Below are 14,081 nucleotides of genomic sequence, written 5' to 3' on the forward strand. Positions count from 1 at the left end.
AGCTTAGCCGCACCGACGGTTTAGCCAATTGGTCCCGAGGATGAAATGAACCTTTTCAACGCAGTCGGCCAGAAACAGAGGAACGCGCAGTTTTGCATCGCTCGTAACAGGCTGCTCCAAGAGTTCGCGCCTTGACCAGCCAAATCGCTATCTCATGAATGTAGGTCGGGCCCTTGCTCGAAACGGGCGAACCAATTTCTGCTTGTGTTCACAGCAGATCATCAACCCAGCGATAGCCGCGTGCGCGTTCGGATTTTATGGCTGAAAACTCAGGAGAAATCTTTTGGATCTCCTCCCGAATAGCTTTGATGTGGACGACAATTGTATTCGGCTGAACCCAGCAGCGCTGCTATTCCGGCAATCTTGAGCCCTCATCTTGGTCTCCCATGTGAAAGAAAGTTACGCGCCGTTTCCTGTCCTCCTGTCCAGACGAGCCGTCTACATCTCCAACGACTGTGCTCAAAAATGACGGCAACGCTATCAAGCCTATGAGGCGGTCGGCACGAGGGTCTGCATCCACGTTTCACCGCTTGCTATGGGCTTCGCCTTGAGGGCGTTGATTGCAGGCAGCCCGCCAATTCATGTTAAAACTCTGTCCATTTCTGTAGAGCTATTTCATGGATCTTGCAGGCCGTCCCCTCCCTCACTAATCCACGTCTCGTTTGAATTAGTACGATTGAATCTGCTTGCTGTCGAAAGACAGCATTTGAGAGCTTAGGAGCGTAGAGCGGCTGCAACGGCTCTGTGGGGTCTTTCACTTCAGCCAGCCCATCTTTTAGTTTCGATTGAAGTTTGGCGACGGCAGACTGGACCGTATCGGACATTTGGGTGGAAGCTGCCTTCAACTGCTTCTGAACAGTGTTGGTCAACTCGCTGTCAAAGTCCGGAACTGTTGTTTGTAAATCGCCGCGCTGCTGCAGCGGAAGCGAACGAAGGCCCAATTTACCGTCCTGTACGACAGGGGAGATCGTGATCGTATAGGTCAACCGACCCTCAGCAATCAGAGCCGCAACACCAATTAGGCATCCCCACTGCTGCGCCGTGACGGGTGTTGCGATTTGTAGATTCCCTGACGATGCAGCGACCTGGCTATTGTGAATAATCGCAATTGATCCACAATTGTCGTTGGGAAGATCAGAGACTTCTTTCGATATTATCTGCGAGATTAAGGACGAAGCATTGTTGATCTTCCCGGCCACAGTCTCCGTTACACCGTAAAGATCTTGCTCGGCTGAGAAGTCCAGTCGACCACTTGCCACTACCGGCCATTTCACATCAGCAACATTCAGCTGAATTGATTTTTCAGGCAACGAAACAGAGCTCAGCTCGCAAAGCTTTGCTGATGCTGGCTTGGCTAGTAGCAGCAACGCAAGTACGACCGGCATCTGTGGCGCCACGAACAGCCAGCGTCTTCGATGAGCATCGCCGACGCTACCAGAAATCGCGAAGCCAGGCAGAACTTGCAATTTTTGCGTTCCCGTTTAGATTGAGGCGCGCTTATGCTCATGTTAACTTGTCTAATTGTATTTGACTACCAGAAAGCGATCGAATGCATTCGGGGCGCATCAGGTTCAGTCCGCAAGCGATTTTGTTCATCGGTGCGCTAGCCTTGGCTGGCTGCGACAACCCGATTACCTGTCGGTCGCCCTGCCCCAATCCATCTCACTCAAGAGACTTTTTTTGCGATTGCTTTGATCCGAACCAGCGCCCATCCGCTTCGAGCGGCAATACTGGCTCGGGTAATTCCAACAATTCAAACAACGCAAATAATGCGGCGTACGCTCAATGCGTCTGCCAATACTCGAATGGAGTAGTTGGCGCGTGGTTCAACTACGAACCAAGTGTATATAAGAAAATGACGACGTTGAGCATCTCCGCATCAACTTGCGTCGACTTGACGGTATGCGAGCTAACAAAGACAGATACTGGCGGAGATTCTTATACAGTTCTTACTGGAAAGATGAATCTCGCTCCACAGAGTTGGAATAAGACTGACAATTTCGTTAGCGGTCGTTCGTCGTGGAGTGTGTTCGGGAAACTGGTCGACCGTTCTTCACTTGAGCCTGCTCCGCAACTTATTCCCGCTTCGAAGTTTGCTGTTATTAGATTGAATCACCTTCGTCGCCTCATGACACCGGCCGCTTTCACGAACGACTATCCGGGTTGCACCGCAGCATGTGAAGCCGGTAGCCCTTATTGTTTTCGAAAAGAGTTGTCTGGAATTGAAGCCAGTGGGTTACGTCAACTCCACAAGTATCTTTTGAAAAACCCTCAGGCAATTTCGGCAGGAGACTTGATGGGAATGTTCTCTCTCAAGTCCGACCCATGTGCTCGAGGCGATACGGCTATTTCGAAGGGCATTCTAAGTAACGCTGGAGATGTCTGCACGCTAGAAGGAGAAATCCCTGCGTTGAACATTACGGGACGTATCCAAATTCCTTCCAGCCTCGAGGGGAAGTATCAGCTCAACGGAGTTGGAGTTGCTCTCCTTGAATTTGAGGACCGAGACAGACGACCAAAGCTGTCGTTTTCTGACAAATATGTCAACGCTGATTGGGGTGGCGATATCAAATCCGTGTTCGGCTCGAATAATGATATTGGATTCTCCGTTGGCGAGAAGAGCTGCTTAAGTTTCAAGCTGAGATGAAGCATAAGGAGCGTCTATGGAGTGGAAGTGGCTGGGCTTCGCGTGCAGGCGCCGCAAACGCATAGTGACGCTGATATTGAGTTTCAGCGTCACTCTAAACGCGCTAGTTGTCTGGAGCAAAACAGCTGAGGCAGGTGTTCGCTTATGTAACAAAGCCCCTGTTCCGCTTTACACTGCCAGCGCTTACAGCGACAACGGCGCGTGGACATCTGAAGGATGGTGGAAGATCTGGCCAGACGAGTGCGCATATGTCACTCGAGGTAAGGTTGCCCAGCGCTATTATTACGCTCACGCTCACTCCAGCTCGAATTTCTGGGTGTGGGGGGACGACCCGCAATTTTGCGTCGACCTCGGCAAGGCGTTCAACCTTTCGCAAACGGGTAACTGCACGACACGTACGTTCTTTCGCATAGACACCGGCGCCGGCCAAGTTACCGACGACTACACGCAAAATCTTACTTGCCCCGAGTGCAAACTTCCCAAGTATAAATACGACAAGGCTACTCGGCGGATAACGGCTTACCAAGTTATCCCTACCAACTTCGCTGATCGGTCGTTTTCCGTCCCTGTGACGGGAATCTTTGATCTAGAACTCGATGAAGCGAATCAAAAGGTCAAAGGTACCGCAAAGCTTCTCATCGACTGGGGCAGCGTCCAGAAGAACTTCGGCGCTATTGCTCAAAGTGGGTTCAAGATCGATGAAGAGTGTGGAGACAGATTCTCAGTCAATACTGTTAAGCTTCGCTCTGCCGGCAATAACGCTGAGATGACCGCGAATGCGAGCTATGCGAGATGGCTGTGCACTTCTATGGACCTTCCTCAGACCACCTGCGGCTCCCACCAAGAATGCATCAATAAGCCTCCTGAAACTGTCTGCTGGACCGGACAACAATGCTTTTTAGGGATGTGTACGGACGTGCCTCAATGCGAGCTCCGCGGCGGCGGTCAAGCATGTACCGACGTTCCGGATTGTACCACGAGGATGGTTACAACACGCACCAGCAAGAATGTGGTCTTGCAACAAGGCGGATCCGTGACTGTTTCGTTTCGTCCGTATATTGCTGGTCAAAAGGAAATCAGATTGTCTTCTGTAGTAACTGACGTACATCTAGATGGCTTCGGGCAGAGCGTTGTAAATTTGCTTAGGATCAATTTGAAAGATAGGGCGCAGGGGTTACTCGACACAGGTTTGGATCCAGCCATGATGTCGTTCGCTCTACCAGATGAGATTAGAAACTTTACTCAACTCCGGGAAGCTCATTTTTACGATCAAGGGGATGGTGAGTTGGGGATGATAGCCACCGGAACCATCGATTTGAGAAGTTCAGATTTATTAAAGCTGTGTCACGATTTTTGGCCGAGCGGTAAATGCGAGGCTAGATGATTTCTCATTCCATAGACGCAATGGCGGGGACCAGGTGTTTTGATTGACGGCGCAAACACGGGCTAGCAATCGAACGACGCACTTCGAAGCGAACTCCTTGAACATGGTTTTTGAAGCGCTTGTAGAGGGTCATTGGCCCGAGAAGGCTAGGTACCAAGCACCCCGTCAAGCATTAACGCTGGTTTAACATTTACGCGAACGGATTTTAGGCGGCGTGTAGTTCTTACTTCGTACCTAAATCTCCGCGATTGCGCTCGGGCGCCGCCTGCCTCTGCGTGGTCGGCACGTCTGACGCTGGAATTTGCTGACTTGCTGCCTGATTTACCACAGCTCCCGGAGCGATAAACCCTAGATATGAGAGCCAAAGGAGAGCTGCGGCGATGGCAAGTCCAACGATGCCGATGAAGTGATACGGCTTCTCGGCCTGAGTAGCCGGAATGGCGACCATCGCATCGTAATCTCCGCTGGAACGAATCTATAAAGCCGCTGGCGCCATTGGGCTCTCATTTTTCTGAGGAGCCAAAGGTATTGCCAGCCTGAAAAAGTAACGGCGACAAGATATAGCGCTACTACGCCAGGAACAGCCGACAGTGCACGAGGATCGGCTGTTGAGGTTGATCTAATTGCAACTAACCCTATAGCAGGGCTAAAGACGTCAGCATGCCCCCATGGGCACTCGCTGAACGTCGATGTTGGAAACTGTAATCGCTGTGACCGTCCCAACGATATTTGCTTGATCAGCTTCCACCCACCTATCTAGCAGCGCGCCCAGCTCGATCGGAGATAACGCCATCGCTGTAATCCCTTGTGGTAACTATGAAGCGCGTACTTCCATCTTCCGTTGTTTCTTTGCGGATTGCTTGCCCCTCAAGAGCTGTGTTGTACTCGATCGTGATACCTTCTGGTCTGGACTCTACGGCGAATAGATCTGGGAAGGCCCTCTTGATGTGGAGGAACGAGATGCCTGCCAGCTTCTTGCGTCTGATTAAACGGTCGACAGAAACATCGAGGGCCGACTTGAACGCCTCATCCTCTGGCTACCCGGCTCCTACCCACACTGCCTGGCGCATTACATCTTCAGCTATTTCGGGCGCATGTAGAACATCAACGGCGCGTGCTACGCCCGCACACCCGCAGCCATCTCGCCTCGTTGAAATCGCTCACGATGAGCTGTCAGCGCTGTTCTGACTACCTCCTTCACTTCACGAGTTAGCTCCTCATTCGTCGGTCCCGGACGACTTGAAGGTAGTTCTGAAAAAAGTCAGCTAGGTTTGGAGCAGGTCGTCCCATGCGGTCGCGAGTGGATACTGCCGGCTCGGCCACGCCGTTCACTACTCGGATTAACGTAGACCCGGGAAGCGATTGCTGCTGTCGGACAAAGCAAAGGAGCATGGTCGGCTCATCGTACAGCTGCCAGCCGGGCGCAGAGCTTGGCATGATCTCTGTTCGACGCGGCAAATACGATACATTGGAGCCTTGAGCCGCTTCAGTCCCACTCTTCCTGCTCTTCCGGATATGTGACCGCCTCTGCAGTAGTCCAACCGCGATCCGGCACGTCACCGGCAAACGATGTCTTGTGGCCGTACTCCGTCGTTATAACTTTTGCTCCTCGATGCCACAGTGCTCGCAGAACCGATTTGCGCGGATGATCTGGATCCTCATCCGACGCACTTACAACTGCTGTAAACTTAAATTTCTCCGGTTTCGCCTCGAGCTTAGGGCCCAGGATCTTGTCGAGCAGCTCGGAGGTAACGTTGTGTCTGCCACCATGGTGCGGGGCCTGAAATCGATCAATCCCCGGGAGCTGTAAACCGATATACGGTGCGAAGTCGATAATCTCTTGTAGTCCGTCCCGCCCCGTGTCGGCTGTAAGCAAAATCTTCTTCTCGTTCAAGTACGCGAATTGCGTGACGCTCATTTCGTTCTCGTTGCTTGTTCCCATCGGTGGGAAGAACTCAACGCCCCAAACCCTCTTTCTGAGCGCCTTCTCGACTGCCTCCGTGAGATAACCTGCCGCATCGGCGATGACTTCCCCGATTGATTTGACTGCTTGAGGAGTTTTCTCGGAGGAGACGACGAGGTCCAGATAGCGGTCTTTCGTCGGCCCCATCACGATGAAATCGCCGATCGCCCTACCCTGAGTTGGCTCCCCGATTGAGACGTCCTGCCTCAGTGCCGCCTCCTCTAAAGTCGCCAAATTGGGATAGGACTCTCGCAGCGCTCTGCGCAAACCGTCCGCGGTGGTGAACCGAGTGAACCTTGGAAGTAACTCTTCGGCGTAGGTCCAAGGTCGGAGCATCCAGAGCTTGCCGACCTCGAACTCTTCCAGCACGTTGACGAGTCCGCCGGCGTGGTCACCATCTTGGTGTGTCGAGATCACATGGTCGATGCGGGGCGGGTTGTCGAAATACTTGCGAATGTGGTCAACGACCATGCCGCCGGACTGTTGATATCCACCGTCGACGACGTGAATAAATGTGGTGCCGCTCCTGCGATAGCGTATGCAAATCGCGTCTCCGCTTTTCTTGGCTTCGACATCTAAAAAATCTATCTCAAAAAAATCGTTCAAGTGTGTCTCCCGTCGTACCAAACGTTTGGCTAGATGCCCACTATTTCTCGACCTTTGGTTTTCGGCCCGGGGCGGCCTTGCCTGCTGGAACCGCGTCAACTGCACTAAGTAATCGATGCGAGTAGTTGTCCGCGCAACTTTTGAGCCTGTTTTCGCTGACCGCAAAGATCAGGTAGGCAGCAATGGCCAACACTAGCGCAAGCTCGATGATGGGAAACCGCTGAAAGCCGAAAGCCGCCGCGATCACGACCATACAGATCAGTGCGATCCAGATGCCTGTGGTCCGGATACCCAGGATGTTTCGGTGGTAGCCGTAGCTGATGTTTTCTTGATGAACTACGTCGAAGGGCGACACACCCTTCAGCTGCAGTGCCTTGCGACGAAGCCAGTCTGAGCAAAGCCTGTAAGTACCTTCCGCTGCTTCTGGATCAGCGGTCTCCTCGGCTGAGGACGGCATTCGCTCACACGCAGATAGCTTCTCCAGTTGCCGGTGGATGGTAGCTTTAACATTCGGTGCGAACGTAGGGTCTGCGTGGCGCAGCATGCGCGCCGTCGGTGGGCCGCCCCAACGCTCCCATAGCGGCGCTTCTAGAGCTTTGCCCGCATCTCTCGCGAGCTGTGCCAATGCGAAAGCAGCGATCACCATGGCGAGGCCACCTCCGGCCAATCGCAAGGGCCATTGTGCAAACGGAATCCAGGCACTTACTGCAAACAGTAGAGGGAAGGATACAACGGTGACAGGAAAGACGCGCGCGTACAGAGTATACCGATCGAGCCCAGCAATCCCGGCCCCTCCACCTTTCACGCTGAACTGCAAAGAGCGCCCCCTCGTCAACCATCTCTCAGCCGCTGGTTGTCTTCTCAGCGAACCACAACAAGGATGAAGGCTCTCCTTTCAGGAGTCCAGACGAACTCGGCATCTCTCCCGGACAAAATTGCAGATGCGTGGCCAGGCTCTACAGGCGGGTACCGAGTTGCAGCGATGCGACCGATCGTGGCTGTGGATACCCCGCCGATGGGCATGTTTGGTGGCTCCATCTAAACTCCCGCTTGCCCCTCGATAACTGGACTAACCGTGATAACTTCGTGCCCTGATTAGTTACGGCGGTTATCTCTGTTATCGGACTTTGAACCACCAGATCGGCGTCTCGTGCTCAAAGAGGATCGCTCCGCCAGTCGATAATCTGCTCAAAAAGGAATTTTTCGGAATTTTTCATAGAATTATTTTCTGGACCAAATGATTGATTTGACATCAGAATTTCCTATGGCTGTCGAGAATAAGAATTGCCCTTTATGGAGGGCGTAAAATTTCGCCGATTTATTCTGTCGCGCCAAGATCGCTTCAGTCTTCAAACCCCGTCGATTCCGGCTTGAACTTAAGTTGCCGGGCGTTGTCCCTCACCACGCTCACGTCGTTGTCAGCAAAGCCCTCCTCAGCCACCGCCTCGATCTCCAGCGTCAGCTTCACCTTGGCTCCTTGGGTTCGCTGAAGCTCCATGACAACGGCATTTAGGATCGCGTCAAAGGCCTTCACCGGACGCACCATATCGAGATCGACCGATCCATAGAACCGACGGGTCTTACGGGGCTGCGCTGGCGCGGGTTTGCCGTCGGTTGTGCTTGGCGGGGCCCCCGGCATCACAGGCGATCCAGAGGGCACTGCAGGCCCCGCAATTGCCTTCTCAGCAAGCTGCCGCTTCGCCGCGGCGTCGCTGACGAGCACCGCATTAGCGGGGAATGGCTGAGGCGGATCTTTTGCCCAGATCAAGCCGCGATATATTCCACTCGTCTCGTCATAACTATCGGCGTAACCGAACTGAGGGTCGAGCTTCGCGACGGCATCCCTGATCGAGGTCTCCAGAACGACGCGATCCCGCAGCTTCGGTAGATAGACATAGGACGAAAACCAATCGGTGAGTTCCGATACAGGCAAGTGCTCTCTGTCCTCTGGCCAGATCGGCTTCAGAGCGTGCCAAAGGCGTTCCGTGCCCAGCTTCTCCAGAGCGATCCCGTCAGCCCTAGCCTTGTCGTAGACAACTGCCGGAATAGCAGCGCGGTCGCGCGATGAAATCAGGCTATGCTCTAATTCGAATGGCTTGCCCGCGGTATCGCTCTTAACCCCGTAGAGAATGTGGCTCCACGCGCTACGAACAGCCTTCTGAGCGGAATCGCGATTTGTCCTCGCCTTGTCTTCTGCGTCCGCAATCTGCGCAGTCGTCATAGCATCGTGCAGACGCTTGTCATCGACGATTTGCTTCCATGCCATTGCTTTGCGCATGACATCTCGGGCCGTTCCCAGGCCGGCCTCATCAGCCGCCACAAAAACGAGGGTATTGCGGAAGCGCCGCTGGGAGGATCGACATCGCATCAAGGTATCGCTCGCCGCATCAGTCGCAGCAGATTTCGAGGGTCCTTTTCCAGCATGGGTGGCCGCAGGGGAGAGCATGACAAGTGACAATGCCTGAGCTTCATCAATCGTCACCGGATCATCTGGTGCCGCATAGACGCGATCAAATCCGCCCTTGGTCGCCGCGTCCCTGCGGAGTACATCGGCAATCGCGTCGTCAACATCGTGATCCGCCAATGCCTTCGCTCGATCATCCGCGAGCCGATTGAGCGTTGGTTGCGTCGAAAACCAATAACGGCCCGCCTCTTCATAGAGATAGGTGGCACGCTCCGTCAGCTCTCGAAGAGCCTCACCAAAGATGGCAAGCTGGTCCCCGGGCTCGGCACAAGCAAGCCGGAGACCTTGACCGGTAAGCCCCGCATTTGGCTGCCCGACCAACGGCGCTGAGCACAAGAAGACTGCACGGGCGGAGCGTGTCGCGGCTCGTAACTGCGATATCCTTCGTGACGGATTCGCTTCCATCCGACTGGGCAACGAACCCTCACCATCGACCTCCTTGTCAACCACGGAGCCGAATTGGGGATCGAGGGGATAGAGGACGCTGGCACGAACACGTTCATGGGCAACGGGGACGCGAGCTGGCGTGATCATTGGATCGTGCGTTTGCGAATGCCAGAGCACGCCGACCACGTTGGCCATGAATCGTAGCACGCCTCTCGTTCTCTGGAATTTTTCGAGGCTTGCCCAGTCCTTCGACAACCGATCGAATAGCTCGGGGTGAATTGGGTAAGAAAGCCGCAAAAGTTCCAGATATCTCTGCTCCTTTGCCTCTGGCGGAAACTCGGCTGCGTTCTTCTTGTACAGATCATGGAAGGCCTTCACAGTCTCTTCCCGCGCCTTTTCTCCATCGGAGTCGAGCGCCTGAAAGAGACGACGGCGAATGATTTCGTATGTTTCATCGCCGGAAGCCGGCAGCCAGGGTGACTGCACACGGCCAAAGACCTTCTCAAGTCTCCGCAGCGCCGCCTTTCCTCGTTCGCCTCCCGCCTCCGCGTCGCTTTCTGGTAAGGAACCGATGATCAGGATGCCGGGCACCATTTTTGCCGCTTCGGTCAGCGACTGAACGAATGACAGGAACGCTTCGAACCGGTCATCATCGAGCTGGCGGGCAAACATCGTCAACTCGTCAAGAAGAATAACGCTCGGGCCGGCCAGCTTGAAAACCTCGACCATCACCCGAGACCCCGGGCTCGTTCGAGCCGCCTCAGCTTCGGCAACGAGAGCAAGTCCTTTTTCGCCGGCAAGCCGCCACGCAATGTAACCCCAAACTGTGTGAACCTTGGGGCCCTTGTCTATCTTCAGGCTTACATCGGGCCCGTCAGCGGAGCCAACGAACACCGCAATCTTTGGCTTTGGCAGTTTGCGCGCACCGGTCTTTTCGACGATCTCTGCGACGCCAGCCAAACGGCTCGCATCGCCACCTTCACTCAGATGATGTGCCAAATGATAGATCGCGAGCATAGTGTGGGTCTTGCCTCCACCGAATGAGGTTTGAAGACCGATCACTGGATCGCCGCCTGTGCCGCTCAGGCGCTGAACCCCTGAGGTCAGCACCCTCCGCAGTCCTTCAGTTAAGAAAGTGATTCCGAAGAAATTTGTCGGCGTCGCATAGGCGTCACTTGCATGGCCCGTGTCGACGGCGAAAAGGTCGGCCGCGAACTCAGCCTCCTTGAATCGGTTTGCGATCACATCTGGATGAGGCAGCGCAACCTCAATCCACGGTTTGAGGGCCTTGCCCGAATGTTCCTCCGCTGAGGACGATTGAGGCAAAGTCAGAGTTGCTTGGGCAGGCTTCGATGCCGAAGAAGGCGTAGCGGCAGCTTCCGAGGCTGGCGCTCTTACCACTCCCGACTGGCGCTGCGCGTCATACAGCTTCTTTAATTCGGCAACTTCGGCAGCCGGCGCCTTCACCAGCTTGAGAAGCTGATGCATCGCATCGATATATCGCAACGCCTCGTCATCTTGAAGACCGATAGCAAGATGAGAAATAGCGTTTCGGGCTTCGAGCGCCATCGAAGCAAAATTGCGCGCCTTGTGCTTGTCGCTGCGACCAAACGCATCGTCAAATGTCTCGCGCCAGCGATCAATCATCGTCTTTACCAAGCCGTATGCATCGAGTGGCGCGTTCGGTGTTCCTCCGGAAGCCCGACTCGCGTAATTCAGCCAGTTAGCACCATGAGCCAACTTCATGCGAGCTTCTACGAACGGAGTGAGACCTCTTTGGAGATGGTAAAGTCCGCCCTGAACCCGCTGCACGGTTTCTTTTTCCGCTGACATTCTATCCACCTATCCACTCAGAACAGTTCAGCTTGCGCAACGTTTGTCGAAGCGCGCACGTCGGCCTTCGAAGCCAGTTCCTCTAGCTTCGGCCATTCTTGAGCTAGTTCGTTGTAGACCAACGCCTCTGCCGTCCATCCTTTTTGTGTGGCAATTTCAAAAAGGCGGTAAGCAAGAGCGCGGGCCTCAGGCGCCCTTGACCCCATTTCCGCGACAAGGCGACCTGCCGCTGCGCCCCCACCATCCTCAGCATTAAGTACGCGGGCCGTGTGCTGCACACACTCCCAGACCGTGACAATCTTATCGACCTTAGGCGTCCAATGAATTGGCAACTCGGCACGGGGTGTCAGTGCAGTCTTGCCTCTCAAGTCTTTGAATACCCCGGATTCGAACAACGCGCTCGATGCAATGTTCTTGGCGTTGGCGAGGGTTATCAATTCGCCCGAGGCGCGCGCGTCAAAGCCATAGGTAGCGAACCAGGCAAGGGCGACCTGCGTTTCGGCATCAAAATTGGTGTCGAGTTCGTTCTCGATTTCCTCCCAGACACGATTAATCAACGAGAGCGCCGTCTTCACTGGCATAGCAGTATCGTCGTCTTCCAAAACCTTGGCATAGCGTGAGAAGACTCCCATGCCCGGACCAATGATCGATTGCTGCATGTCTACCGGACCAACGCCGGCCTTGCGGATATCATCGATTGCGTTGGGCATTTCTCGTTTCAACGCCCGGATAAAGTCCGCGCGAGTGATGACCTCAGCCGCAGCATTGCGTTTGCGGCAAACAAGTACAATCGATGAAGCAAGCAGGTTTGCTCCACCTTGGCTGATCATCTTTGAGGTATGTTCGGTGCGGACAGGCCAAGTACCATCAACGTAGAGTCCTGCATTGAGGACGGCTTGGAGAAATGTAGCCCACCCCGCGGAGGTTACCCCTTCCTGACTGATCTCGGTCTGCTTGAACGCATAAAAAATTGTCAGTGGTGAATTTGACCGAGAAGCCTTTCTCATGGCACTCAGCGCAACCTGCATACCATCCATGAAGTATTTCTCCGCACCATCTTTTCCGCCATGGCGGTACGGTGTGGCAACCAACTCATCATCTTTGGGTACCGCGAGGCGGCGGAATAGTTCAGGCCATATTTGAACAAGCATCTTTCGCAACCAGATATAGAAAAAGTCAGAGAGTACCGCGTATCCAATGTTGTCGTAGTATGGGGGATCCGTGCAGATCACGAAGCAGTCTTCCTCGCAAATACTCTGAGCAGCTCGCGAGTTTATTTCTGCCGGGATTCGTCCACCCCACTTTTCCAAAGTAGAGGCAACATATTTTGTGCAATTGAGAATGGAGCCCGTTGAACCTCCAAGAGCGTTCGCCTCTGCATAATCCCAGCGCATCGGCATGTTTTGCCCCTCGAAGGCTGGCTGTGCTTTCTCTCCTGTTGGGAACCAGCGAACCAACGAATTTAGTGTTTGCGCATTTTTGTCCACGGCAAACGCCAAATAGGTCGCGACGGCGTCAGCGTAAGCTGTCGCGCCACTTCCTCCCAGGTGGAGCGCCGACCGATCATCGGATCGTCCCGCTAATACTGCGTCCGTAAGTATTCGTTCACGAGCTTCACAAACAAGATCCGCAAACGAGGTCAATGCCACCAATTGTCGAGGGCTAAAAAGATGACCATAAGTTCGCAAACCATAAGCAGAACATACTCCACCGGTTATCATGGCTCGAGTTGGCGTAGGGACAGACAAAAACGTCGTCATGGCTTCTTCTACCATTGACGAGCCTTTTGCGGAATTTGCGACGTTCTCGTGTTCTGCGTTCGGCGCTAGGTAGACTCGTCGACGGCTCCCTTCCGCTACGATCGCCATCAATCGCTGACCGAGCCGATCCGCCTTCCCTTCCGTTTGAATGTACTCGCGGTCAATTGCTGCTCCCGTGAGAACACAGACAAAGGCCTGCCCCTTTGCGGCTTTGGTACCTAGTTTGAGTTTAGCCTCTTGCGATTTTTCTAAAGTCCCAGTGCTCACGTCAAAACGCCAGCCGTCTTCGGCTGCGTCATCGAGAACTGGATGGGCCCAAGCCTTCTTTCCTTCCTTTGATGAAAGGATGAAAGAACCAGCGAGCGGAACCATTGCGCCCCTTGCGGCTGGATCCGGCGAACGAACCGTGCGTGCCCATATCCACGCCACTACCGTTGCTTCGGTCCCATCAGGCAGCAGGGCCTTGGGATACAAATGGCCGATGCGCCTTTCGGCTTCTTCGCGCACCCATTGAGAATAGTATCTGAGGTCCTCAGCTAGACCTTGGGCGCCTTGACTATTCCACCTACCTCCACGCTTGAGTGCTTCCTGCGCCGTCGGATTGACGGGCGGCAAACCGGCAAATCTCGGGGGAATTTCGACCAGCGCCTTGCCGATTAGCACGGCAACAGGATTGAGGTCCGAACCATAGGCTCGCAAACCTAGCCGTTGCGCTTCTAGTACCCGGAATCAGAGCTGAGTGATACGGCGGCCTTTGAAACGGCGTTGACGGACCTTTTTCTTGGTCCAGACGAAGGGCTCGGCTCTGTCGTTGTATGCGTTGACGTAGGCATCGATGTGTTCCTGAAGCTGCTTGAGGCTCGTGAAGGAGGTGCCGCTGAGCGACTGCCCCTGCAAGATGGAAAACCATACTTCGACCTGATTGAGCCATGACGCACTTGTCGGCGTGAAATGAAATTGCACGTTGGGGTGGGCCTTGAGCCAGTCCTCGTTCTTTTTATGGGTGTTGAGGTTGTCGAGGATGACGTGAAGCTTGC

Annotated in this window: 9 protein-coding genes; 2 read left to right on the forward strand and 7 right to left on the reverse strand. The window is 54.2% G+C overall.

Going from position 1 to position 14,081, the window contains the following annotated elements; translation table 11 throughout:
- Nucleotides 1–584 precede the first annotated feature (584 nt).
- Nucleotides 585–1,466 carry a hypothetical protein gene (locus tag IQ16_RS39305; RefSeq protein WP_145832122.1) on the reverse strand — a complete coding sequence of 294 codons (882 nt, stop codon included), beginning with the start codon at nt 1,464–1,466 and terminating at the stop codon, nt 585–587.
- A 398-nt stretch (nt 1,467–1,864) separates the two neighbouring features.
- Between IQ16_RS39305 and IQ16_RS39310 the strand changes: the two genes are divergently transcribed.
- Complete coding sequence (locus IQ16_RS39310; protein WP_145832123.1) at nt 1,865–2,647, forward strand: hypothetical protein; 783 nt, start codon at nt 1,865–1,867, stop codon at nt 2,645–2,647.
- 16 nt (nt 2,648–2,663) lie between these two features.
- Nucleotides 2,664–4,031: a DUF1036 domain-containing protein gene (locus tag IQ16_RS39315; protein ID WP_145832124.1), complete on the forward strand. Its 1,368-nt coding sequence runs from the start codon at nt 2,664–2,666 to the stop codon at nt 4,029–4,031.
- Nucleotides 4,032–4,254: 223 nt separating this feature from the next.
- On the opposite strand, the gene IQ16_RS45365 is transcribed toward IQ16_RS39315, so the two are convergent.
- The 6 genes from IQ16_RS45365 to IQ16_RS39340 form a co-directional block, all read right to left on the reverse strand.
- The gene (locus IQ16_RS45365; RefSeq protein ID WP_158646967.1) at nt 4,255–4,479 is read right to left on the reverse strand and encodes a hypothetical protein; all 225 of its coding nucleotides are present in this window, start codon (nt 4,477–4,479) and stop codon (nt 4,255–4,257) included.
- Between the two features lie 1,038 nt (nt 4,480–5,517).
- Nucleotides 5,518–6,600, reverse strand: a complete 1,083-nt coding sequence (locus IQ16_RS39320; protein WP_208751660.1) for a ComEC/Rec2 family competence protein — start codon at nt 6,598–6,600, stop codon at nt 5,518–5,520.
- A gap of 40 nt (nt 6,601–6,640) precedes the next feature.
- Nucleotides 6,641–7,246, reverse strand: coding sequence for a hypothetical protein (locus tag IQ16_RS39325; protein ID WP_145832125.1), 606 nt, complete (start codon nt 7,244–7,246; stop codon nt 6,641–6,643).
- Nucleotides 7,247–7,942: 696 nt separating this feature from the next.
- The gene (locus tag IQ16_RS39330) at nt 7,943–11,284 is read right to left on the reverse strand and encodes a DUF499 family protein (protein ID WP_145832126.1); all 3,342 of its coding nucleotides are present in this window, start codon (nt 11,282–11,284) and stop codon (nt 7,943–7,945) included.
- A gap of 17 nt (nt 11,285–11,301) precedes the next feature.
- Nucleotides 11,302–13,743, reverse strand: a complete 2,442-nt coding sequence (locus tag IQ16_RS39335) for a DUF1156 domain-containing protein (RefSeq protein WP_145832127.1) — start codon at nt 13,741–13,743, stop codon at nt 11,302–11,304.
- 30 nt (nt 13,744–13,773) lie between these two features.
- Nucleotides 13,774–14,081: transposase (locus IQ16_RS39340; RefSeq protein WP_208751661.1), on the reverse strand; the 308-nt coding region annotated here is incomplete at its 5' end.

It is taken from the genome of Bradyrhizobium huanghuaihaiense, assembly GCF_007830635.1.
Taxonomy (GTDB): Bacteria; Pseudomonadota; Alphaproteobacteria; order Rhizobiales; family Xanthobacteraceae; genus Bradyrhizobium; species Bradyrhizobium huanghuaihaiense.

What these genes read in the sequence shown, in the direction of transcription:
- IQ16_RS39325 (WP_145832125.1), bottom strand. Translation starts at nt 7,246, where the DNA reads ATGGTGATCGCTGCTTTCGCATTGGCACAGCTCGCGAGAGATGCGGGC.
- IQ16_RS45365 (WP_158646967.1), bottom strand. Translation starts at nt 4,479, where the DNA reads ATGGTCGCCATTCCGGCTACTCAGGCCGAGAAGCCGTATCACTTCATC.
- IQ16_RS39315 (WP_145832124.1), top strand. Translation starts at nt 2,664, where the DNA reads ATGGAGTGGAAGTGGCTGGGCTTCGCGTGCAGGCGCCGCAAACGCATA.
- IQ16_RS39330 (WP_145832126.1), bottom strand. Translation starts at nt 11,284, where the DNA reads ATGTCAGCGGAAAAAGAAACCGTGCAGCGGGTTCAGGGCGGACTTTAC.